This window comes from Hymenobacter sp. YC55 (assembly GCF_029433095.1).
In the GTDB taxonomy this organism is placed as follows: Bacteria; Bacteroidota; Bacteroidia; order Cytophagales; family Hymenobacteraceae; genus Hymenobacter.
Genome location: NZ_JARNTX010000002.1, coordinates 1,511,533 through 1,531,947 on the forward strand (window position 1 = coordinate 1,511,533; position 20,415 = coordinate 1,531,947).

At 52.7% G+C, this 20,415-nt stretch carries 27 protein-coding genes; 12 read left to right on the forward strand and 15 right to left on the reverse strand.

The window, feature by feature from the left end; translation table 11 throughout:
- Positions 1 to 50 precede the first annotated feature (50 nt).
- A complete protein-coding gene (locus P1X16_RS19615; protein ID WP_277232571.1) occupies positions 51 to 1,145 on the reverse strand; it encodes a phage capsid protein in 1,095 nt (364 codons plus the stop codon).
- Positions 1,146 to 1,211: 66 nt separating this feature from the next.
- The gene (locus tag P1X16_RS19620) at positions 1,212 to 2,312 is read right to left on the reverse strand and encodes an ATP-dependent Clp protease proteolytic subunit (protein ID WP_277232574.1); all 1,101 of its coding nucleotides are present in this window, start codon (positions 2,310 to 2,312) and stop codon (positions 1,212 to 1,214) included.
- A 148-nt stretch (positions 2,313 to 2,460) separates the two neighbouring features.
- Between P1X16_RS19620 and P1X16_RS19625 the strand changes: the two genes are divergently transcribed.
- Genes P1X16_RS19625 through P1X16_RS19655 form a run of 7 tightly spaced genes read left to right on the forward strand, consistent with a single transcriptional unit; the run spans position 2,461 to position 7,846 of the window.
- Positions 2,461 to 2,946 (forward strand): hypothetical protein, encoded by a 486-nt coding sequence (locus P1X16_RS19625; protein ID WP_277232576.1) that lies wholly within the window; start codon positions 2,461 to 2,463, stop codon positions 2,944 to 2,946.
- Positions 2,933 to 4,360, forward strand: a complete 1,428-nt coding sequence (locus tag P1X16_RS19630; RefSeq protein ID WP_277232578.1) for a phage terminase large subunit — start codon at positions 2,933 to 2,935, stop codon at positions 4,358 to 4,360. The genes P1X16_RS19625 and P1X16_RS19630 overlap by 14 nt, the downstream gene beginning before the upstream one ends.
- A gap of 2 nt (positions 4,361 to 4,362) precedes the next feature.
- Positions 4,363 to 4,776, forward strand: coding sequence for a phage protein Gp36 family protein (locus tag P1X16_RS19635; protein ID WP_277232582.1), 414 nt, complete (start codon positions 4,363 to 4,365; stop codon positions 4,774 to 4,776).
- A gap of 3 nt (positions 4,777 to 4,779) precedes the next feature.
- Positions 4,780 to 6,018 (forward strand): DUF935 family protein, encoded by a 1,239-nt coding sequence (locus P1X16_RS19640; protein ID WP_277232584.1) that lies wholly within the window; start codon positions 4,780 to 4,782, stop codon positions 6,016 to 6,018.
- Between the two features lie 41 nt (positions 6,019 to 6,059).
- Positions 6,060 to 6,827, forward strand: coding sequence for a phage minor head protein (locus P1X16_RS19645; protein WP_277232587.1), 768 nt, complete (start codon positions 6,060 to 6,062; stop codon positions 6,825 to 6,827).
- Entirely contained in the window at positions 6,817 to 7,308 is a 492-nt protein-coding gene (locus P1X16_RS19650) for a phage virion morphogenesis protein (RefSeq protein ID WP_277232590.1), read from the forward strand. Before P1X16_RS19645 ends, P1X16_RS19650 begins: the two co-directional genes overlap by 11 nt.
- Position 7,309: 1 nt before the next feature.
- Positions 7,310 to 7,846: a hypothetical protein gene (locus tag P1X16_RS19655; RefSeq protein WP_277232592.1), complete on the forward strand. Its 537-nt coding sequence runs from the start codon at positions 7,310 to 7,312 to the stop codon at positions 7,844 to 7,846.
- Positions 7,847 to 7,848: 2 nt separating this feature from the next.
- On the opposite strand, the gene P1X16_RS19660 is transcribed toward P1X16_RS19655, so the two are convergent.
- From P1X16_RS19660 to P1X16_RS19675, 4 genes are all read right to left on the reverse strand, one after another.
- Positions 7,849 to 8,259, reverse strand: coding sequence for a hypothetical protein (locus P1X16_RS19660; protein WP_277232595.1), 411 nt, complete (start codon positions 8,257 to 8,259; stop codon positions 7,849 to 7,851).
- Positions 8,260 to 8,336: 77 nt separating this feature from the next.
- Positions 8,337 to 8,546 (reverse strand): hypothetical protein, encoded by a 210-nt coding sequence (locus P1X16_RS19665; RefSeq protein WP_277232598.1) that lies wholly within the window; start codon positions 8,544 to 8,546, stop codon positions 8,337 to 8,339.
- Between the two features lie 127 nt (positions 8,547 to 8,673).
- Positions 8,674 to 9,378 carry a hypothetical protein gene (locus P1X16_RS19670; RefSeq protein WP_277232600.1) on the reverse strand — a complete coding sequence of 235 codons (705 nt, stop codon included), beginning with the start codon at positions 9,376 to 9,378 and terminating at the stop codon, positions 8,674 to 8,676.
- Between the two features lie 308 nt (positions 9,379 to 9,686).
- Positions 9,687 to 10,022, reverse strand: coding sequence for a hypothetical protein (locus tag P1X16_RS19675; RefSeq protein WP_277232604.1), 336 nt, complete (start codon positions 10,020 to 10,022; stop codon positions 9,687 to 9,689).
- Positions 10,023 to 10,085: 63 nt separating this feature from the next.
- Between P1X16_RS19675 and P1X16_RS19680 the strand changes: the two genes are divergently transcribed.
- Positions 10,086 to 10,325 carry a hypothetical protein gene (locus P1X16_RS19680; protein WP_277232606.1) on the forward strand — a complete coding sequence of 80 codons (240 nt, stop codon included), beginning with the start codon at positions 10,086 to 10,088 and terminating at the stop codon, positions 10,323 to 10,325.
- Positions 10,326 to 11,145: 820 nt separating this feature from the next.
- Here P1X16_RS19680 and P1X16_RS19685 read toward each other — a convergent pair.
- The 9 genes from P1X16_RS19685 to P1X16_RS19725 all read right to left on the reverse strand — a co-directional run bounded on the left by P1X16_RS19685 (position 11,146) and on the right by P1X16_RS19725 (position 15,986).
- Entirely contained in the window at positions 11,146 to 11,445 is a 300-nt protein-coding gene (locus P1X16_RS19685; protein WP_277232609.1) for a hypothetical protein, read from the reverse strand.
- Positions 11,442 to 11,879, reverse strand: coding sequence for a hypothetical protein (locus P1X16_RS19690; protein WP_277232612.1), 438 nt, complete (start codon positions 11,877 to 11,879; stop codon positions 11,442 to 11,444). The genes P1X16_RS19685 and P1X16_RS19690 overlap by 4 nt, the downstream gene beginning before the upstream one ends.
- The gene (locus tag P1X16_RS19695; RefSeq protein WP_277232617.1) at positions 11,876 to 12,040 is read right to left on the reverse strand and encodes a hypothetical protein; all 165 of its coding nucleotides are present in this window, start codon (positions 12,038 to 12,040) and stop codon (positions 11,876 to 11,878) included. The genes P1X16_RS19690 and P1X16_RS19695 overlap by 4 nt, the downstream gene beginning before the upstream one ends.
- Positions 12,037 to 12,855: a hypothetical protein gene (locus tag P1X16_RS19700; protein WP_277232620.1), complete on the reverse strand. Its 819-nt coding sequence runs from the start codon at positions 12,853 to 12,855 to the stop codon at positions 12,037 to 12,039. Before P1X16_RS19700 ends, P1X16_RS19695 begins: the two co-directional genes overlap by 4 nt.
- Positions 12,824 to 13,876, reverse strand: coding sequence for a helix-turn-helix domain-containing protein (locus tag P1X16_RS19705; RefSeq protein WP_277232622.1), 1,053 nt, complete (start codon positions 13,874 to 13,876; stop codon positions 12,824 to 12,826). The genes P1X16_RS19700 and P1X16_RS19705 overlap by 32 nt, the downstream gene beginning before the upstream one ends.
- A gap of 187 nt (positions 13,877 to 14,063) precedes the next feature.
- The gene (locus P1X16_RS19710; RefSeq protein WP_277232625.1) at positions 14,064 to 14,675 is read right to left on the reverse strand and encodes a hypothetical protein; all 612 of its coding nucleotides are present in this window, start codon (positions 14,673 to 14,675) and stop codon (positions 14,064 to 14,066) included.
- Between the two features lie 277 nt (positions 14,676 to 14,952).
- A complete protein-coding gene (locus P1X16_RS19715) occupies positions 14,953 to 15,180 on the reverse strand; it encodes a hypothetical protein (protein ID WP_277232628.1) in 228 nt (75 codons plus the stop codon).
- A 30-nt stretch (positions 15,181 to 15,210) separates the two neighbouring features.
- A complete protein-coding gene (locus tag P1X16_RS19720) occupies positions 15,211 to 15,636 on the reverse strand; it encodes a hypothetical protein (RefSeq protein WP_277232631.1) in 426 nt (141 codons plus the stop codon).
- Positions 15,637 to 15,671: 35 nt separating this feature from the next.
- Positions 15,672 to 15,986 (reverse strand): hypothetical protein, encoded by a 315-nt coding sequence (locus tag P1X16_RS19725; RefSeq protein ID WP_277232634.1) that lies wholly within the window; start codon positions 15,984 to 15,986, stop codon positions 15,672 to 15,674.
- 375 nt (positions 15,987 to 16,361) lie between these two features.
- Here P1X16_RS19725 and P1X16_RS19730 point away from each other — a divergent pair, with 375 nt between their 5' ends.
- From P1X16_RS19730 to P1X16_RS19745, 4 genes are read left to right on the forward strand one after another with little or no spacing between them, the layout of a single operon-like run.
- Entirely contained in the window at positions 16,362 to 17,048 is a 687-nt protein-coding gene (locus tag P1X16_RS19730) for a LexA family transcriptional regulator (RefSeq protein ID WP_277232636.1), read from the forward strand.
- A gap of 5 nt (positions 17,049 to 17,053) precedes the next feature.
- The gene (locus P1X16_RS19735; protein WP_277232640.1) at positions 17,054 to 17,917 is read left to right on the forward strand and encodes a hypothetical protein; all 864 of its coding nucleotides are present in this window, start codon (positions 17,054 to 17,056) and stop codon (positions 17,915 to 17,917) included.
- A 59-nt stretch (positions 17,918 to 17,976) separates the two neighbouring features.
- Positions 17,977 to 18,939, forward strand: coding sequence for a hypothetical protein (locus P1X16_RS19740; RefSeq protein WP_277232643.1), 963 nt, complete (start codon positions 17,977 to 17,979; stop codon positions 18,937 to 18,939).
- A 59-nt stretch (positions 18,940 to 18,998) separates the two neighbouring features.
- Positions 18,999 to 20,384, forward strand: a complete 1,386-nt coding sequence (locus P1X16_RS19745; RefSeq protein ID WP_277232646.1) for a tyrosine-type recombinase/integrase — start codon at positions 18,999 to 19,001, stop codon at positions 20,382 to 20,384.
- Positions 20,385 to 20,415: the final 31 nt, after the last annotated feature.

The window sequence follows — 20,415 nt, forward strand, 5'->3', positions numbered from 1 at the left end:
CCTGAAGGCCAAGCAGCAGCAGCAGGGTTACGAGCCGAAGGGCGCGCACTTTAGGCGGCGGCAGACTGCCGGATAGCTACTACACCTTTCTTATCGGTGCGTAGGATCTTCATGCCGAAGCGCACGGCGTTGTTCATCAGCGAGCCCAGGTACTGTGCCTGCTTTTCGTTGATGTACACTTCTACCGAGCCTTCCACGCGACCGATAGCGTCCTCAATCCAGAGGAGCATGCCTTCGTTGTCGTCGGCCGCAGCAGCGGAACCAGCTGCCTTGGCAGCACCAGCACCGGTGAACATGGCACCCGTGCTACGCTTGTACCACTTTACGCCCATTAGCTCCCCAACCGCACCCGTGAGCAGGGCCGAGGCGTTGCCAGTCTTATTGTAGTCGACGAAGTGCTCGATCTTGAGCAGTTCGCTGTACTGCGTAGCACCTACCAGGCCGTAGCGCTGGCCCGGCATGTCGGTACGGTCCAGAATTTCACAGCCCTTGATGATGTCGTCTTTGGTAACAGCTTTGCGGTTGCCGGTTAGACCAGGCAGAGCAGCGGCGGCGGCCGCACCGGAAGTCAGCACAATGGCACTAGAAGCCACCTGCGACATGCGGTTCAGGGCAACGCCAGCCGCCATTTGATCGAGCACGGCGCTGTGCAGCGACAGCACGCTGGCGCGCTTGTCGTAGCTCACTTCTAGCAACTCCTTATCCCCAAGGCGGGTCGGCTTAGTGGCCAACAAACTCAGCGTCACAATCTCGTTACCGCCTTCCAACTCTTCTACTTCCAGCGGGAACGTGGCTGGATCCACAATGCCCTCCGGCATCTGGAGTTCTTGAGGAATCTGATAAGAGGCAGCCGCAGTACCTGGTGCGTCTGTTGCCGTGTTTAGCCTCTTGGTGCGCTTATAAAAGCTATTATCCGGGAACAGAATCTTCTGCAAATCCCGGGTGAAGATGGAGGTTAGTACATCATCAAAGGCGAGGCCTGGCATGGCCACGGGGCGCACGCAAGAGCGAACTACCTGAGCGGCGAACAGGCCGCCCCCGATAGCCAGCGGCGACACCCCCAACGCTGGAGCGAGAATGACACCGACAAAAAGTGCTACAAAAAAGCCGATAGTCAGCTTAGAAAGGAGAGACAGAGTTTTCATTATAAATGAAGTTGAAAAGCAGATTTGAGAGGGCACTGAGAAAGGGTGAGCCAGGTACTAATCGGCTTATTTGATGCCGTCTAGCAGGTTCTGGTATTTGTCGGGGTCGTTGCGCTTGATAGCGAGCAAGCCCTTCTCGTCTTCTTTGCTCCACTTGTCGAAGTCCCAATCATTGCGGGCCTCGGTAACAGCGACGCTGCTAGCCGCTTGGCCGTTGACGCGATGGGCTACTGATTGACGGCCGGGCATCTCACCCAGGATCTTGGCCGTGTTGGTGAAGTCCACCCCGAGCAAGGCCGTGTAAGCGGGCTTTTGAGCAGCCGTGATTTTGCCGGCACTTACCGCGCTGTTCACTACCTCCTCAATGCGCTGGGCCTGATCCCCTTTGCGGGCATCTTCCAACTCTTTCAGCTGCTTCTTTAGCTTGCCGATTTCGATTTCATCCTCCGCCTTGGCAGCGGGAGCGTCCGGCTGCTTGGCCTCGTTTTTCAACTTGGCAATAGCCGCTAGAACGTCGGCTTCGGTGGCGTTATCGGCCAACTTGATGCCAGCCGTAGCCAGCGCATTCTTCACTTCGTCGAGCTTCATCTCGTCTTGTTGGGGGAGTAGTGACATGTAGTATTGGTGCACGTCGGCGGCAGCCATGCTGGCGTCGGCGGCAACCTGACCCGGTTTGGCCGGGAGCACTTCCGTGCAGAATTCCATTTGATGCGCTTCCTCGGCACCAATCCACGTTTCGGCCTCCATCATCTGTTCCCATTCCTCCACCGTCTTGGTAGAGGCCACCACGTACATTTCCGCGGTGGAGCGGTTCAGGGCTTCCTGCGAAGCCAGGGCCTTTTTCAAGTCCTTTACCTGGCCCGAGACGTTGCCCGAAACCTGATGCATCATGAACTTGGCGTGGGCCTGGCACTGGCGCACGGCGCCGGCGGCGAAAGGCAACGTAGCCGCGGAGCCCACCAGGCCCTCGTTCACGGTCGTTACCTTCAGTTTGCTGGCTAGGATGTAGCCGCGCATCTTCTGCCCGGCCATCCACGAGCCCCCAGGGGAGTTGATGCGGATCGTGGCCGTGCGCGCTCCGCTCGCCTCCAGTTCGGAGAGGAAGGTGTCGAGTTGGGCGGCGTGCCACATCTCGATTTGCTCAAATAGTCGGAATTCGCGCTGCATTAGGCCCCAAAACTTGCCCCCTGCCACGCAGGGGGCAAATTGGCCTGGAAGGGCACGGCAATTTTTGCCGTAAGTCACGGCAAAAATTGCCGTAAGCCTCCACAGTAAATTGAGGAAAAAGCGCTTTTACGGCAGCTTTGAGGCACTTATGCCCTCGAATCCGAACGAAGAACGTCAAGACTCCCAACGCAACCGGGCCAAAATCCAGAAGGAGATAGCGCGCATCATTCGCCGGGAGATGCGCAAGCCTACTGTGCAAGAGCTGGTAGCAGCTACTGGCTTAACTGACAAGACGGTAAAGGCGCACCTGAAGCGGGTAAAGCTAGGTGACGGCAAGAGCAACGTATTCCAGGCTTTGACGCCAAACGTGATTCTCAAGCTCTACGAGCGGGCCGTGGGCTACTCGCACCCAGCGGTGAAATTCCTCACCGTCTCACAAGGCTCAGGTCTTGGCTCCAGTGTGGAAGAGTGCGAATACACTGAGCACTATCCGCCCGATACGGCCGCGGCTAAGCTATTCGTGCAGCTGGTGGAAGGCTTCAAGGAGAAATCCGAAACGGAGCACACCCTGCCTGGCGTCTTCAATTTCACGTACCAGGCCCCCGCGCCCCCTGAACCTGATGGTGAACATTAATTTCCAGCCTTCCTGGAAACAGCACCTGGCGTGGCAGGCCCTGGAAGACGACACGACGGAGGAAGTGATGTACGGCGGTGCCGCCGGCGGCGGGAAGTCGTTTCTAGGCGCCTCGTGGAAGATCTACCGCCGGCTGCGCTATCCAGGCAGCCGGGGGGTGACGGCACGTACCCGCCTCATCGACATCAAGGAATCCACGCTTGTGACCTACTTCAAGGTGCTGGCAGCGTGGGGCCTAGTGATGGGCAAGGACTACTGGTATAAGTCGCGCTCTGGAGCCCCCGAGGCCCTGGTATTCGCCAACGGCAGCCGGGAGATTTTCAAGGAACTGGCGTATAGCCCCAGTGATGAAGACTACCAGCGGCTGGGCTCGTTGGAAATCACGGATTGCTGGATTGAGGAAGCGAATGACGGCGTACCGGAGAAAGGCGCGGATATCATCAAGTCGCGTATTCGCTGGATGCTGCCTGAGTTCGGGTTGATTCCTAAGCTGCTCGTGACCTGCAACCCGGGCTACACGTGGGTACGGCTCAAGTACGTTTATGATGCCGACAACAACCCCGTCGAGCTCAAGCCCTACCAGAAAGTAATTCAGGCCCTGGTGACCGACAACCCCGATAAGGCGTTTGTGGCCACCTACAAAAAGAGTCTGGAGCAGCTCAAGGACTACGACCGGCAACGCCTGCTTGGCGGAGACTGGAATGCGGTAGAAAAAACGGGTGGTGAGTTCTACCCGAGTTTTGATACGCAGCTGCACGTGAGCGACTACGCTAGTACCTACGACGTGGACCTGCCACTGCACATTACGCTGGACTTCAACCTCACACCTGGTGTCACGCTCAACATCTGGCAGGTGCGCGGCAAACAAGCAACACAGATTGATGAGATCAATCAGCACAACAACACCATCACGGCTTGCCAAGCCTTCATGCGCCGGTATGGCAAGCACCAAGCTGAGGTATTCATTTATGGCGACCCCGCCGGCAAGCAAGGCGACACCCGAAACGAGCAAGGGCACAACGACTTTACCATTGTCGTTCGGGAGCTGAAGCGGCTGCCTAAGGTTACGCTTCGAGTGGAAGCGGCGGCGCCCTCGGTATCGATGCGCGGGCTGTGGGTTGATGCGATTCTGGAAAAGCAACAGGATGGTATCGAGCTGCGCTTCGACCGCAAGTGCAACGTGACCACCACCGACTATCAGAAGGTGAAGAAAGCCAGTGACGGCACCAAGGACAAAAAGAAGGTCACCGACCCCAAAACCAAGGTGAGCTATGAGCCTTATGGCCACGCTACTGATGCCAACGACTATTTCCTCTGCCGCTGCTTCCAGAATGAATGGCGCGCCTTCCAGCGGGCCGGCAGCAACAAACCCGCCGTGGGCAACCGCTCCGACGTTCACCAACGCGCCTTTTAGCTATGGCTTTTCTTATTACCGACGATTATGGCACCCAGATCCGGCAAGACCAGCTCGATGTGGTGCTACAGGGCAATGCAGCGGCCCTACCCAAAGCCGAACTATTTGCCCAGCAGTTCATTGAAAGCTACCTGCGCACGCGCTACGACGTGGCGAAGATCTTCGGCGCCACCGGTGAGCAGCGGAGTCAGCTCCTCATCACTTACCTGATCGATATCACGCTCTACACCGTGCATTCTCGTCATGGGCGCGTGCAAATGCCCGAGAAGCGCATCGACCGCTACGACCAGGCAGTGGAGTGGCTGAAGGCGGTGGCCGCCGGCAAGATATCGGCCGATTTACCTCTGTTGCCAGTCAACGAACGCAACGGGGGCTTTAAATGGGGCTCCGCTCCGCAACAATCTCTCAGCTGGTAAGCTATGAACCTGCATCAACGACTCCAGGCCCAGGTAGGCGCCGTTAATACCAACATCACCAAGATGGGGCGTCGCTCCGTAACGAGCCGGATCCAGGAGCATCAGACCTCCCGCATCAAAGCGGACCTGAGCCACTGGCGTATGGCCCTGGCCAATGCGGAAAACAAGGCTTACCCAGACCGCACGGAATTGTACCGGTTGTATCGGGAGGCTGTTATCGATTCGCACCTCACCAGCGTCACCGAAACGCGCACATTAAACATTCTCTGCCAGCCCTTTAAGGTAGTGAGTATTAAAGGGCAAGTGGAAGATGAGAAGCTGACGCGCATGCTCATGACGCCTTGGTTTTTCAACATCCTCAAGGAAGCTATGGAGGCTATCTACTGGGGCGCGCGCGTGGTAGAGCTAGGCGTACCAGTCGATGGAGAGTTCTCCAGCACCGAGCTAATCCAGCCCGAAATGGTGGTTCCCGAGTGGGGCATTATTCGGGATAGGCCCGGCAGCTCTACCGGTATTCCTTACCGGGAAGGCCTCGAAGCGCAGTGGCTGCTGCAGCTAGGCAACCCCAAGGATTTGGGCTTGCTGCACAAGGCTATTCCGCACGTGGTGTGGAAGAAAAACGCCATGCAGGCCTGGGCTGAATACTGCGACCGATTTGCCTTGCCGGTGCGCACGGTGAAGATGGATCTGGGTGATGAGGACCGGGTAGAAGTAGAAAATATGCTCCGCAACATGGGTAGAGCAGCGTATGCTATTCTGCCTCCAGGCGCCTCGGATTTCACCTACCACACCCCGCAAAACTTTCAGGATGGCGTGTTTGCTGGTATGATCGACTACCCCAATGCCGAGCTTTCGAAGCTGGTCTTAGGGCAGACGATGACCACGGAAAACGGCAGTAGCCGTAGCCAAGCAGAGGTGCACGAGCGCGTAAGCGAGAAGTACACCAAGGCCGACAAGATGTACGTGCGCAACCTAGTGATGTGGGAAATCTGGGATAAGCTGCTGCTGCATGGCTATCCCGTGGCAGGCTTTGAGTTCAAGTGGGACGAGACGGAAACCCTCACCAAGAAAGAGCAGTGGGACATTGTAGCAGGCATTATGCAGCACTCGGGCTACCGTGTGCCGGCAAAGTACATCCTCGATACGTTCGGCGTTGAGGTGGAAGAGAAGCCAGAGCCGGTGGTTGCTCCAGTGGTACCAGGCACACCACCGGTGCCGGGAAAGATGCCGGCGCGGGTGTAGCAGCGCTATACGCCCGCGCCTGTACGCACCATGGCCACGAGATGGCCGATGTGCGCAACGCGACGCCAGACGAGAAAACTGCTAAGCAACTGCTTAGTGAGTTCCTGCTACTAGCGGAGCAAGTACACCAGGCGCAGCAGGTAGGAGCTGTACAGCTAGGCTTATTTACAGCCACTAGCAACCGTCTGCTGCAAGCCGTCAAGGTAGGCTATGGGGTTGCCGATGAGAAGGCACTCGCTTTCCTCAAGCAGAACGTGCAGTTCTTTTCGGCTGCTAAGACGATGCACCAAGCTCGGGAGCTAAGCGGGCTATTGCTTGACGAAGCAGGCCAGCGTAAGCCGTGGCGGGAGTTTCGGAAGGAGGCCCTGCAGCTGCATGACCAGTACAATGTGCGGTGGTTGTCGGCCGAGTATGAGCACGCCGTGGCCAGTTCGCAAATGGCCTCCCGGTGGCAGGACTACGATGCCGATACTGTGCTCCAGTACGAGACGGTAGGGGATAGCCGGGTACGGCCGGAGCACCTGGCCTGGGATAACGTCAAGCTGCCAGCTTCACACCCGTGGTGGCAGACCCACTACCCGCCGAATGGATGGTTGTGCCGGTGCACCGTGATTGCCGCGAGTCCGACCGACCGACCCACTCCGGCTAGCATCCTGCCGGCATTACCGGAGCCGGATCCACTCTTCAATAGCAATGTTGGCCAGACCGGCACCATCTTCCCTACTGAGCATCCTTACTTCTCCACCCTCGATGCTGGAGAGCAGGACAAAGTGATTCGCTTTACCAAGGACCTTCCCGATGGCCAGTAAGAAAGTATTCGAGCAGCTGGAGCGGGAAGCCGCCCGAATCCAGACGTTTATGACCCGGGCACCGAAGACGGTGGGTCAGCTAGCCGTGCGCGAATTCGTGGGCAACTTCAAGCGCCAGAGCTTCCAGAATGAGGCAGGCGTAGAGCAGGCCTGGCCTAACCGCAAGGTCCGCCGCTATAAGCGCAAATCTGGTAAGAAGGCGACTCGCCTGGTGATGAGCAAAGCCGGTAAAGCCGACCGCGGGCGTGCTTTGTTGGTGCAGTCTGGCACGCTTCGCCGCTCGATTCGCGTCGACAGCCTCGATAGCGACAGCGTGACCATCAGTACCGATTCGGAGTATGCCCAGGCGCATAACGAGGGGCACAAGTACGATAACCGCACCTTGCCCCAACGCCAGTTTATGGGCGCCAGCCGCCGCCTCAATGAGGAGGTGATTACCTACCTGAAGAGTGGCGTTGATGCCATCCTAACCAAGAAATAGCATGCTACATACCCTCTTTCCCCAACTAGCCGACCACCTGCGCGCCACGGTGCCTGAACTGGGTACGATCGACCTTGATATGGCGCAGCTTGACTATCAGAGTCAGGAGCCGATTGCTTACCCAGCCGTTTACATCGATGTAGAGAATATTCCGTGGCGCGACTTAGGCCAAGGCGTACAGACGGGACAGGCCTTATTGCGCTTCACAGTAGCAGTGGAGGTGTCGGAAGAGACCTACCAGGGCAGTGGCCAGCGCACGCCAGCCATGACACGGCTGCAGGTGATTCAGAAGGTACACGAGGCACTGCAGCATCACCAGGGGCAAGGCTTCGGGCCGATGGTGCGCAGCAGTTACCGCCGGGACCGGCCGCAGCACCCGGAGGCCTGGTGCCTAGCCATGGGCTACCTCACCGAGGTGACGGACGAGGACGGCGCGCGACGTGGTGAGCTGGTGAGTAACCTTACGATGAAAGAGCGACTAGGGCGCCGGCCGGTACCGGAACTTGAAGAGGGTGGTTACGTGCTTCCAGAGAGTTAGGCTTACTCATGTCGAGCAGAACCAATTTGACTAGGCATGTAAGCAACGTTTTTTTCGTAGTACGACTGAATATCGCCGGCTTTAAGTTTGTCTTTTCCGCGAAGATGCTTCCTTACATCAATCAGCACAGCAGCGAGTGTTTTTGCATCTTTGTCATGCGATGTGAGCTTTGAAAGCTCAACTGCTATATCACATGGAAGCCATAAATATGCTTGATAACGAAGCTTGTTAAGCTTTTTTATTTCATCAGAGTGCCCTTGTGACTCTGCAAGTAGTTCAGCTATTATTTCAGCTTTGAGTCTAATTTGATCTTGATATTTAAGTGTTTCTAGCCAGCGTGCTAATACAAATCCTAAAAGCCCTCCAATTAGAGCTGAGAGACCTGTTATAACATTAGTCAACAATATATCCATGATAGCCCGTGCTTAACTGATTGCGTTATGTGAATATAGATAAAGCCCCGATACAATGATGTATTGGGGCTTTGTTGTTAAGCAGCCTGCTTTTCTACTTTGCTGTATACAATGTCTTCAATGGTGGCCATGCTCAGGTAGTACTCCTGGGCCAATTGCGAGATGACGTACTCGCGACTATACATGCGCGGCCTCTTCGCCTCGGTATAGCGTCTGTGAAACTCTTCGCGAATCTTGGTATTACGATTCTCTTTATTGGATTTGAGAGTAGTTACGCGTGGACTCACGTATATAAGGGGCAGAGTGAATAGAACAATATGATGTTCGAATCTCCAAATTGTTTGAGGATAGAAATAGAATTAGATACTTGAATTTTAAACAGGTAAAAATTTATGGTGAAAAGCTTTTTATAAGCTAAGCTTTAGTCTTCACATTAGATCCTAGAACATAATAAAAAATCATGACAAGCACTTGTAACACACAGTTTAAGTAGTAATTCCACTTCCATGAGTTACCGATTTGAGGAATCAAACCGAATAGAAAGTAATTAATCCATGAAAGTCCAAAGGTGATTACTGCTAAAATCAGCAAACCTCCTAATATATCTGTAAGAGAAGAGTTAGCTGAAGCAGCAAGTAATATAGGGACTAGAATAATACCAACTATAATATATATACCACTAGAAGTCATTAAATGAATAAAGCCGCTTTTTGCTGTTGGATATACTATTGAACTTACAACAATCTGGGGCTTTTCACTTACATCTGCATGTTTGTCAGGTGCTTGCTTTGGATATTTAAAACTAATGCCATGCATGCTATTTGAAGCTTCAGCAGCAAGAGAGGACATATATTCTATTATATTCTTTCTATTCATTACCTCTGTTTCCAAAGCAATTAGTTTTGCTTTAGTAGAGGCAGATAAAGACGAATCCCTCCGTAGTTCTGTTATATCTTTAATCTTGCTTATTCTATTTTCAATGTTAGAGTAATATGTGAATCCTGTTATATCGTTAATAAATATTGCTGATAATACTAAAAATATTAATATAATAACTTTAGAAGATACGTGTCTTTTAGGGTCAGTTAAATATTCTATTAATTTAGTTATAAGATCCATGGTTCTATGGTGGAAACACAAATAATGCGGCTCCGAAATTAGGGTATTTTATAATTATATTCTTCCTCTTTTTCTCAACTCCGGATTCGCCCGAATAAACCCCTTCAGGCTCCCAAGGGTGCGCCCCAATTGCTTTGCTAGCTTCGGCCCCGTTGCCTCGCTATAGTGCTGTAGCAGGAAGTTATAATCCTTTCGGGTGTAGGCTCGACGAGTCTGGTGTGGTTTCAAATTCGGGGTAGTTTCTCGGAGTTTCTGCGTACTGGTGGGGAAGGTGAACAGGCAGGATGGCAGAGCAGTGGTTGACGTATTCATGAGATTAGACTAGCCGTAGATGTTTGACATAGGCAGTTGGTTTTCATAGTGGGTAGGGCAGGGGCGGTTACGAGGCGAATGGCTTGGTCTACCGAGTAGACGATGTGGTATTCAGAGCCCCGCCAACTGGCTTTGAATTCGGCTTCTCCATCAGTCAGCTTCTCCTTCTCGGAAGTCTTGATTTCGATGAGGAAGGTTCGGCCTCGATACCCGACGAGGATATCAAAGCAGTTCTTGAGTTGATGCACATGCAGCACTGAGGCACCTATTTGCCTCAGTGCGGTCACGATTTGCTTTTGGTTGGCATCGACTCGGGAGGCGGTGCGTATCATATAAATATTAGGGGTGCTGGCACATCACGTCTCACGTGCATCCAGTTGAGTTTGCATTTATAATTGATTGTCGAGCTTTATTCTGTCAACCTCGTATATATATATTCAGTAGAATATATTCCGATGGATGGGCAAGAAGAAGTACAGCACGGAGAAACCGAGGAAGAAGCCGCTGATAGAATCCTATTTGATCACTGGTGGAACAGCCTGAAGAAGCAGGAGAAAAAGATGTGGCTAAAGCGGCATCGAGAATTGCGTGACCATATTCGATTTGGGGGAGAGATGACTAACATTATAGATTAGAAGATCAAGTGAGTGATTTCTCTATCGTTGACGCAAGAGAGGATAACAGTGTCGAGATTGATGTAAATATTTGTTTATTGCCGAGTTGCGCGCTTCCCCCCCCCCCCCTACTTTCGGTCAGAACAAGTCGAAAGTGGCCATGGAGAATCGGGAGACGCATTATCAGGAGCAAGTAAGTGAGCTAAATCGCACCCATTTGTGTTGGGACAAGTGGTGGCAGAGTATGACCCTTACCGAGCGGCATATGTGGCTTAAGGGCCATCGTCACCTGCGTGAGCAGCTTCGATCAGGCCTCCATCCCGAGGAAGCAAGCATAAGAGCGGAAACGTGGCTTACCCTGACCTGGGAGCGTATAAGAGCAACGAATGCTAGAATTTGAGAGGACCGATTGCGACAAGTAAACGGTAGTTGCTTTGATGCGAGTAGTGGTAGCTTGTTCCTAGTGAAGGAAAGAGATGCGTTGAGCCACGAAAAGGATACGTTCGGATAGTTTTTCATTATTGGCATATTGATTGAACTACGTTTAGTCATCTACTGCTGATTTTTATGAAGAATCATTACCACTTTGTTATGGGGCATGAGACCCAATTGCGTTTGGCGATCATGGGTTGTGTTGTCATGAGTCTATGCGTACTGCTTGCATTCCAAATTTGAACTTTGCTTTGACTGCTTAGGCTTTTCACAAACTAAAAAGCTAGAATTATTGCATTGTTGAGCTGGTCCAGCGGGGAAAGGCCTCTTATCTTGCGGCATGCCCAGAAGGCCTAATCCACCCTTGCGTTTATATCAGGAGCATTGGCGAGCTCTTCTTTTATGCCTGCTATTGGGTGGATGCTTGGCGCTCGTGTTCTGGTTCACTCAGTAGCTTTCCTTCACCTCCTTTCTGGCCACCAGTACAAGTCGGGCGCTCCGTTAGAATTTGAGCTTCCCCAGCGCGGCGGTACACTACCTCGTAGCTGAGCCGATAGCACTTAGCGGTACCGCACTTGAGGCAGACGGCCGTCTGGCCTCGCAGAGGCTTGCGACTCCACTTGTGCCGCTCGTGGCCTGGCACTACCCGGGCCGGCTTGGTCAGGTTGAAATGCACTATCCCGACGCCTTCAATAAACTCGAAGCTCATGCGGCCTCACCTCCTTCCTGAGCAGACCAGGGCAGGCCGGTGTTCGGGTCGTGGTTCATCCATGTGTCAATATCGTGGGCACTCCAGCCCTCCACTGTGTAGAGCGCATCCTTAAGTCGGTCTAGCTGGCGTTGCAGTTCGGCCACGTCCGGCGTCATGTCAATCACGATAGCGGAGCCAGTTTGCTGAGCCGCCACCACTTTTTCAGCTACATCAAGCAGGCGTGGCATCCAGGCCCGGGCAGTCATGGCAAACACTGCATTCTCATGCGAGAGGCCTTGGCCAATGTTAGTTAGGTCGGAATTAAGATCCTTCTGCGCCATCAGGGCGCACCCAACAACAGAGTTAGGAGGAGTAACCCGCCACGGCGCGGGGGTAGCAGCTTGACAAGCTTTACGCAGTACTTTGATGATGTTGAAGTTAATCCGGGTCATAGGGTGGGCTTGGAAGGTTGTCCTTGTGCCTGGCGGCGATTAATTTCTTTCTCGATAAGCTTGACTGCTTCCGGATCGGCGGCATAAATGGTAAGCAGCTTGGATAGCCGCTCAGTGGGCTGGGTGCGCAGGTATTCGCGCTTTTTCTGAGCGCTACTCATGCGGCAGGCTTTTGCTGGAGGGAAAAACGTTGCCAGTTTATTTCCCGCTTGTCAGCTGACGAGGGGTGGGAAGGAGGACGCTTGGCCGCGGCCCGCTCGGCAATGAAAGAGTTGCGGAAGCGCTGGTATTCTTCCTCGGACGCCTCCCGGGCATAGGTGCCATCATCGTTGCCTTTGCTGACGACGGCCTTGAGCAGCTCCAGTCGCTTGCGATCGAGTAGCACCTCACAGGCCAGGCGGAGCTTAACATCGGCAAACTCATCTTCCGGGTGCTGCTCATACCATGCAATACCCTTGCGTAGCTCCGCATCGGTGAATGTCTCTAGATGACGCCGAAACGCGTGCTCGTTGTCGTAGCGCCTGGGGGCCGTGGTACGCTCAGCTAGCACGTGCTGCTTGACTTCGCGCTGGGCCTGGCGCTCCAGCTCCGCGCCCCGCACCTCGTCATATTGCCGGCACCACTCGTGCACGGTGGCTGGGTCAAGCCGGTCGTAAGCCTTGCCCCACCGGCCGGCAACGCCCTCCTTGAGCACCACCAGGAACTCATCGAAGTGCCAGTTCCAGTAGCGCTCCAACAAGTCCGGCACGAGGAGCATGATTTGCACGTCTGTGATGTTGCGTACCACGTTGAAATACTGCGCGTAGAACGTCAGCACGTTGCCTAGGGCCTCGGCTACTTCGCCGTAAGCTTCCCGGCTGAGCACGGAGACTTGAGGCGACTCCAGCGCCCGGGCAATGCTCAAACCGGTTTGGCGGTCGGAGATTGCCAGGGCCAGCTCCGTGTTACTCGCCGGGTTTTCGCCGGCGTTCAGCAAAGGCTCTAGCGAGTTGACCTGCGTTGCCGGTAGGTTTCTGGCCACCGCGCTGTTGGGGGAAAGAAGTTGAACGTTGGCTTGCATTTGTCGAAGAATCTTTGGGAGGGGTAGTAATCAGACCGTTGTCGGAGTTGGCGTCAATTTCTAGGTAGCGTCGGACGAAGTTTTGCCAGCCTTTCTCGTCTCGCAATCCTTCCCCGGCTGCAACGGCTATGTGAGCCAGGTAGTGGGGAGCATAGGCGGTGGGGTAGGTGAGGGCCGTAGCCAGCTTGGTGAAGCCTTCCGGCGTGGCATACTGGCTTTGGGCGAACGTCATTTTTGGAGCGCCCGCCGCCCCCCCAGTGTGCGAAGCCGACGCGTTAGCGCCGGTAGGACGTTGGGCCAGAACGGAGGCCCGGAGCTGGTTTCGTTGGTGGGTAACTTCCGCCAACTTTTCCTCTAGCTCCCTAATTTTTTTTTCGGCGGCGGCGAGGGTGGAGCGTAGCGTGTGCGCCTCCTCCTCCTGTTCGTCTATGCTCGTCTGTTCGTCTCTATATACGCGCGACCCTGTTTGGCTATAGTTGCTACCACAGTTGTCTATAGTTGTGTCACGGTTGTCTATAGTTGGGCCTGATTTAACTATAGCCATTTGCGCCAAACTGTCTATAGTTGCGCCCTGTTTGTCTATAGTTTTGTCTATAGTTGGGCCGTCAGAAGTAGCGCTGATTAAGGCGTCTGAGAGGGCATTTAAGGCAGCGGTGGTATCGGTGCCAGCATAGCAGGCGCGCAGGCCTGGAGTGGGCAGAATTACGCGCTTATTGGTGGCCCCAAAAGACTCGATGAGCCCCAGCTTTTCCAGCCCAGTTAACGTGCGCGAAATGGTGCGTAGGCTAGCCGAGAGGCGGGAGGCGAAGTGGTCGTTATCGGCGGAGCAGTTGCCTTTAGTACCGTTCTCTACCAGCTCACACACTTCAATCAGCACCGCCTTATAGGTCCGGTTGATGCCTGTGAGCTGGTTTATGTTTTGACGTATTGGAAGCATGCGACGGGTAGGGAGCAGAGTACTGGAGCCACCCACGTGGGCAGCCATCATCGGCGCGGTACTCACGGGCGGGGAGGGAACTCGTCCCGTTTGATAGTGAAGCATCCCATTAGAATAAGCTTGTTTGGATAGGAGTTTGAGGCAGTAAGCCCCGCTACCGGCAGGCCTGGCAACGGAGCTTCGTAGACTAGGCTAGCTTCTGATTGAGCTGCAGATAGTTCTTGCGCGTCTCCTTGGCGTCGAACACATCCAAATCGTTGTGGTAGGGCTTGGCCTCATTTAGCCACAGGCTGCGCAAATCGTCAAGCGTATCCGCATCCTTGAGCATCGCCACGACAATTACCTTAGTCAAGGGCTCCTCCGCCTCGTTTTGGTCGGGTGTAATGAAGGGAGCCGGGGCGGTTGAAGCCAGCGGCGTGGGCTCTTGCGCGGCCGGCTGCAAGGGGCGAGGCGCTTCGGCCTGGGGCTCCGGATTACGCCGGCGGTCGAAATCATCCGCCTCGTCTTCCCCATACACCCCCTCCTGATACAAGTCTGTGATTTGCAGGATAGCGCGGCTCTTGGCCCGCTTCTCTGCCATTTCCAGGTAATACTTATTCTGGCTCGTAGTTTGGCAGGCACTACCAAACGTCTCCACAGTAATAAACTTGGAGCCGACTGCTTTCTTAGCAATAGCCTTTACAGCGGCATAATCTGCTCCAGCACTGCATACCTCGTAGGTAAGGCGAATTCCTTCCTTGGCGGCTATCTTCTCGATGCCCGTGCGGCGAATGATAGTATAGTGGTTGTGCTTATGCACATCCTCTTTCAGCAGGCCGTAGACAGAATAAAGACGATTTAATTTGTCCCGTTGAGATTCAGTTTTCGAAGCTTCCATTATATTTGTGAAGGATTGAAGAATTTATAGGATAAAGGGGTTGCGGTGGTCAGACCGTAGCCCCTTTCTTTTTGCGGTTTAGCGACTGAGATAGGCGCGAATGACCAAGGCAAGCAGCCCACTCAGGACCAAGTGAGCTACCACTCGCCACACCACCGGAGAAACTTTAGAAAGAAGATTTTCCATAGGGTGGGGCCAGTTAGCAGAGGTTCAGTACTGATTGAGGGAGGGGCATACCTGGAGCGGTGCGTAGGCGGCGCTGCATTTCGGATTGAGCAGCAGCACGCACTTGTTTCTCCAAATGGGCAGCGACGCGGGCGCCAGTGCCGCACATGGTTTCAGAGCAGATAAAGCGGCCATTGTCGGTTGCCGTAACCGTGGTTTCACGCCGGGCGTGGTTTCGGGTGGTGGTGAGGATAAGGGCCATCGGTCAGAATGGTTAAAGATGAAATAAGAGTTAGGCGGCTTGTGCCATAAGTGCCTCTTCCCGCAGTGCGAAGGCCGCGGAGAGGAAATCGTAGTACCACTGGTGTTCGGAGCTGTGCAGGCGAAAGGCAAAGGCGCGGACGTTGATGCGCTCCATCTCTAGCAGCGAGGCTTCATGCGCGTTGATCAAGCGCAGTAGCTCAGCCATGGGTAAGGGGTCGCGGCTGACAGCCACTTGGTGGCGCAGCTTGTCACGGCAAGATTTGAGGCGAGTAAGCAAGCCGAGTTGCTCAGCGGCACTCCAGCCGGGGTATTGCTCGGTGCGTTCTGCCACGAGCGCGGGGTGCGCATCAAGTAGCAGCGGATTGGTAAGCCAAAAGGCGAGGGCTTGACGAGTCGGTAGGTAAGCCGGCACCACGACGAAAGCCGGGTTGAGGGAGGCGGTTGCGAGGTCCATCTTGGTCAGAAGAGGAAGAGCAGGAAGAAGAGAAACTAGGAGATCAGCCGCATAGGGGCCGGAGAGTATTGATTGAGCCGGCGGGAGAGCTTGTAGTCAATGCAACTCTTGCGCGAGTAACTCACCGACCGGCCGTGCTTGCTGTATTTGATTAGGCTGCCTGGACGGTCCCGCTCCTTAATCAGCGTGTCCCGGGACTTGATGCCAGTGATTTTCAGGGCTTCGTGTGTGTCCACCTCATCATTCACTGACTCGACATAGGCCAAAAGCCGCCACTCCATTTGGAGCATTCGTTGGCTAAGCTCTTGAAGCTGGGCGGGGAGGGCCGCTAATTGTTCCAGGCTAGTCATAGAAAGATTATAGTTTTGACACGATTTGACACAAGCATGACACAAAAAAAAGCTACTCTCTCTGCGACAGCTGAGCTGTTGCCTTTTCCTCAAGCCATTCAGCGGCTATACTCATGAGAGTAACTTTTTCGCCTTTAGCGCTCTGTCTGCGCCCTTGTTCTTGAATTAACGCATTCTTGACAAACTCGGCCGTGTTCGTGCGAACAGGATAAGTCTTGGTTTCAGGAGGTGCTGTTGCGTGTGCCATGGAGTCCTATTGGTTTATGTATAGCACAAATATATTACACGTTTTGACACTAAACAACATTGTATGACACAAAGTTTGTCAAAGTGTGTTGCCACGTATTGTTTTGTGGAAATATCTCGCTTAGAAAAATGAAATCAGACCAAGCAACACGTCTCTCAGAGCTGCGTCGGCAGTCGGATCTATCACTAAGAGAGGTTGAGCAGTGGTTGAGAAGTGCAGGGGAGTCGGTGGGCGTGACTTATTCGCAACTGGGCAAATACGAAAAGAACCCTGCTATTAAGATTAAAATGAGTGTGCTACGCAAGTTGGCGGAACTCTATCATACTACACCAGAGTACATTGAGACTGGTGTCCGCACTGGCAAAGAATCGTTTAATAGCATGCCTACCCGTATCATCATTACTAATAATCAACAAAAGGCCCAGATGCTTATGGTACCGCACAAAGCAGAGGCGGGCTATCGTAAAAGCTTTAATGATGAGGAGTATCTAGGAACGCTACCTACTTATTCACTACCTGGTTTTGAACACGGCAACTTTCGCATGTTCGAGGTGGCGGGCACTAGCATGACACCGGATTTTCAACCTGGCGATATCGTGATATGTGAGCACGTAGAGCGCCCTGAGGAAATAGTAGATGGCACTGTGTACGTGATTGTAACCACGGAAGGCATTTGCCTCAAGCGTGTCACGAATGCTGTAGCAAAGCGAGGGTATCTTATTATCGAGTCTGACAACCCAGAGTTTAAGCCAGACCTCATTATGCCATCTGAGGTGCTGGAAATGTGGTCTTATAGGAAAAAGCTAACAGTCTAATATTTATGAAAAAACACTTACTCATTGTAACAGCCCTCTGGCTGCTCCCATTCTTTGCTTCAGCACAGGTTGCTGAAGCTGCTATGCTACTTGGTGAAGGCATAAGTCTTGGCTCTAAAGCCATTAAAAACCGCGGAAACAAGCTGGGTGAATTCACCACTTATTTCAAGGTAGGGCAGGATTCTATCCCTATGAAACGCACGCCTGAAAACAAGCTGCGCGGGGATGCTGCCAGCACCATTCGGCAGCTAGAAAGCTACTTGACACAAGTTCATCAGAACTTTTTACAGGTTGAGATGGAATCTATCTGCCCTAATACCTACGCTGCTCAAGCCTATATCAGGGATATTAAAAGTTTACAACCGAAGTGGGACACCGCGCCTTACGAAGCTGAATCTGCTTTCTATAATAAAGAACACCAGCGTCGCTATACAGCGGCCCGCCTTGCCGAGCAGCAAGCCAGAGAAGTAGCCCAGCGCCGTTATCAAGCCCGGCAAGACAGCATAGTGCAGCTCGCACGCCGACAGCAAGCTGTTACCGATAGCCTAACGCGAATAGTGTTTGTCCGCCACCAGGCCCGGCAGGATAGTCTGGATCGGATTGCTGAAACGACGGTTGCAGTGGCCTCTGTAGCAAAGCCGGTTGCGGTTACTCACTCAGTAACACGACCAACTGCGACTAAGAAACCAGCACCGGCACCAATTCGCAGAGTCACCGGCGCTAGTGTGTATATGTGCAACAGTGGTAACACTGTGAAGTATCACGCAACTCCTGACTGCCGGGGCTTGAACCGGTGCAATGCGTCAGTTGTGAAAATCAGCAAGGCTGAAGCTATGCAGAGCATGGATGGGTGTAAGTTCTGCTATTAACCAGTTGTAAAAAACAATACGGCCGTCGCTTAGCCAGCAATACTTTAAATACTATTCCAGTGTCAGAAAAAGAGAAGGCAGCAGAAGCCCCAAAGCCTAAATGCGGAATTATAATGCCTATTAGTGCATCTGAAGGCTACTCAGAAGAGCACTGGCAAGATGTATTACAAGTGATTCAGGATGCAGCGGGTAGTGTGGGCTTTGAAGCTAATTTGGTAAGCGCAAATGGCAAAGCTGATATAATTCACTCAACAATCATAAATAACATATTTCATAACGAAATAGTAGTATGTGATGTGAGTGATATGAATCCCAACGTCATGATTGAATTGGGATTAAGATTCGCAGCAAAAAAGCCAGTTATAATTATTTTTGATTCAGAGAAAAAATATCCATTCGATATAGGCCAGTTACGTTATTATAATTATGGAAGAAATCTTAGATACTCTGCTTTGGTAAAATTTAAAATTGAATTATCGGAGCTTATTGATTCTGTTTACAAGGATGATATAGCAGGTAAATATCGTCCTTACTTATCTCACTTCACCGAAGTGACAATCAACCCTGCTACTATACCTACCGAACAAGTAAGCGTAGTTCAGGCACTAGAAGAGCTTAGAAACGAAGTGGTGCGAATTAAATCGTTTCAAACGTTTTATGACTCTGATTATACTCATCCCTCTAATTTACTTAGGGTGTTGGGGTCTACGCCCTCAAGTAAAATTAATAAGGCTTCAATTTTTGAGAAAGTTGAATTAAATTTATTGCAGAAGAGTATTTTCAAAGCTATAAATGATGTAAATGATCCAAATGGTTTCAAAGATTATTTGTATAAACACAAAGAGAATGATATCGAAGCTCAATTATTATTAGTGCATACAGCTATCATTCCTTACATAAAGGAGAATGATCCAGGACCTATATTAGCAGAAGGTATAAGATTATATGATAATATGTCGGCGCAAAAACAAAAGGGATTTGTGAAAATAGTTATTAACAATTATTATGCTCAAGAGATTTGAAATACGCATAAAAGAAATATTGCTCTATTTTCTCTTAGATAAAAGTTGATGAGTTTTTAATGCCTGCCACCTTCAAAATAACTCTAGCTGCCAGCGCCGACGCCGATGGTCTTCATGATGTGCGCCTGCGCATCACGGTAAACCGGATAAGCCGCTTCACCAACACGGGCGTTACCGTTGCCGAGAAACATTGGAATGTGAAGGCTACGCTCGAAAAAGAGAACTGGGTGAAGTCGAGCCACCGCGAGTACACACAGTATAATAAGGAGTTGCTGGAGTGGTACAACCGGGCCCGCAAGCTCGCGCAGCAACATCCTACCTGGTCAGCCGACCAATTAAAGGCTACGCTTCGCAATGGTGACCTCGACCCTACGGCCCCTGACTTCTTTGCCTTTTGCCGCCGGCGTCTGCAAGAGGAGCAAAAGCTAATCGACGAAGCCTATAAGAAAGGAGTGGATTCGCCCGGTTGGAGCCAGGGTACTATTGACTCCCGCACGCCAATAGTGGATAAGCTGGAGACATGGTACCAACGCGAGTGCCATAGCCCCGTTCCCGTACCGTTGCCTATTCCGCTCATCACGGAGGAGCTGCTTAAAAAGTACGAGCGCTACCTGCTCACCGAACTGGGCAACGCCGGCACCACCACCGTCAAGAACCTAAAGACGCTACACTCCTTTATAAGGGAGGCAATCAAAAAGCGGTTGCTCACGCCCGATAAAGACCCCATGGCGTTGTACGAGTACCCAGAAGCCAAGCCCAAACGGGTGTGGATGGATAAGCAGGAGGTGGACAACTTCGAAACGGTTGCCCTTGCCAAGGAGCGGCACTTGGCCCGGGCCGTGTATTACTTGCAGTATTACCTGCACGGCTCCCGCATCGGTGTCATTCTACGCCTGAAGTGGAAGGACCGCGCTGGCGGCAGGGTTCGGTTCGTGATGGACAAGGGCGGCCGGCTGAAGGAAGTGGAAGAGACGCCAGAGCTAGCGGCGCTGCTCGACTCGTTTCGCCCGGCCGATGGAAGCAAGCCAAAACCCGACTCCTATATATTACCCTACTTGCCAGCGAACTTCGAGCAGCTACACCCACGCGACCAGCTGGAGCTCACCAAGCAGATGACGTCGAAGATCAATGCCAACCTGAAGCGGGCCGCCAAGCAGTATGGTATTTCCAAGAAGCTTAGCTCCCACGTAGCCCGGCGCACGCTGGCCACGCTGGCTGACCGCACGCTGAAAGGCGATTTACGCGGCGTAGGCAGCTTGCTTGGCCATACCAACACGCGCACCACGCAGCTATATTTGCAGCAAATGGACACCTATGCCGTGGACGAGCATGCCCGGCAAGTGTACCAGGCGCTGAGTACAACATCAGTACAACAAGTGCCGGACACGGGGCGGCAAAGCTTGTCGAAACCGGTAGACAAAAAACCGGTAGATGATGCCGCTTAGGCACTTTTCGTCTACCTTTGTCCGGAAGTGC

Bases quoted from the DNA above. Each gene is read 5' to 3' on its own strand.
- P1X16_RS19615 (WP_277232571.1), bottom strand. From the start codon at position 1,145: ATGAAAACTCTGTCTCTCCTTTCTAAGCTGACTATCGGCTTTTTTGTA.
- P1X16_RS19620 (WP_277232574.1), bottom strand. From the start codon at position 2,312: ATGCAGCGCGAATTCCGACTATTTGAGCAAATCGAGATGTGGCACGCC.
- P1X16_RS19625 (WP_277232576.1), top strand. From the start codon at position 2,461: ATGCCCTCGAATCCGAACGAAGAACGTCAAGACTCCCAACGCAACCGG.
- P1X16_RS19630 (WP_277232578.1), top strand. From the start codon at position 2,933: ATGGTGAACATTAATTTCCAGCCTTCCTGGAAACAGCACCTGGCGTGG.
- P1X16_RS19635 (WP_277232582.1), top strand. From the start codon at position 4,363: ATGGCTTTTCTTATTACCGACGATTATGGCACCCAGATCCGGCAAGAC.
- P1X16_RS19640 (WP_277232584.1), top strand. From the start codon at position 4,780: ATGAACCTGCATCAACGACTCCAGGCCCAGGTAGGCGCCGTTAATACC.
- P1X16_RS19645 (WP_277232587.1), top strand. From the start codon at position 6,060: ATGGCCGATGTGCGCAACGCGACGCCAGACGAGAAAACTGCTAAGCAA.
- P1X16_RS19650 (WP_277232590.1), top strand. From the start codon at position 6,817: ATGGCCAGTAAGAAAGTATTCGAGCAGCTGGAGCGGGAAGCCGCCCGA.
- P1X16_RS19655 (WP_277232592.1), top strand. From the start codon at position 7,310: ATGCTACATACCCTCTTTCCCCAACTAGCCGACCACCTGCGCGCCACG.
- P1X16_RS19660 (WP_277232595.1), bottom strand. From the start codon at position 8,259: ATGGATATATTGTTGACTAATGTTATAACAGGTCTCTCAGCTCTAATT.
- P1X16_RS19670 (WP_277232600.1), bottom strand. From the start codon at position 9,378: ATGGATCTTATAACTAAATTAATAGAATATTTAACTGACCCTAAAAGA.
- P1X16_RS19675 (WP_277232604.1), bottom strand. From the start codon at position 10,022: ATGATACGCACCGCCTCCCGAGTCGATGCCAACCAAAAGCAAATCGTG.
- P1X16_RS19685 (WP_277232609.1), bottom strand. From the start codon at position 11,445: ATGAGCTTCGAGTTTATTGAAGGCGTCGGGATAGTGCATTTCAACCTG.
- P1X16_RS19690 (WP_277232612.1), bottom strand. From the start codon at position 11,879: ATGACCCGGATTAACTTCAACATCATCAAAGTACTGCGTAAAGCTTGT.
- P1X16_RS19695 (WP_277232617.1), bottom strand. From the start codon at position 12,040: ATGAGTAGCGCTCAGAAAAAGCGCGAATACCTGCGCACCCAGCCCACT.
- P1X16_RS19705 (WP_277232622.1), bottom strand. From the start codon at position 13,876: ATGCTTCCAATACGTCAAAACATAAACCAGCTCACAGGCATCAACCGG.
- P1X16_RS19715 (WP_277232628.1), bottom strand. From the start codon at position 15,180: ATGGCCCTTATCCTCACCACCACCCGAAACCACGCCCGGCGTGAAACC.
- P1X16_RS19720 (WP_277232631.1), bottom strand. From the start codon at position 15,636: ATGGACCTCGCAACCGCCTCCCTCAACCCGGCTTTCGTCGTGGTGCCG.
- P1X16_RS19725 (WP_277232634.1), bottom strand. From the start codon at position 15,986: ATGACTAGCCTGGAACAATTAGCGGCCCTCCCCGCCCAGCTTCAAGAG.
- P1X16_RS19730 (WP_277232636.1), top strand. From the start codon at position 16,362: ATGAAATCAGACCAAGCAACACGTCTCTCAGAGCTGCGTCGGCAGTCG.
- P1X16_RS19735 (WP_277232640.1), top strand. From the start codon at position 17,054: ATGAAAAAACACTTACTCATTGTAACAGCCCTCTGGCTGCTCCCATTC.
- P1X16_RS19745 (WP_277232646.1), top strand. From the start codon at position 18,999: ATGCCTGCCACCTTCAAAATAACTCTAGCTGCCAGCGCCGACGCCGAT.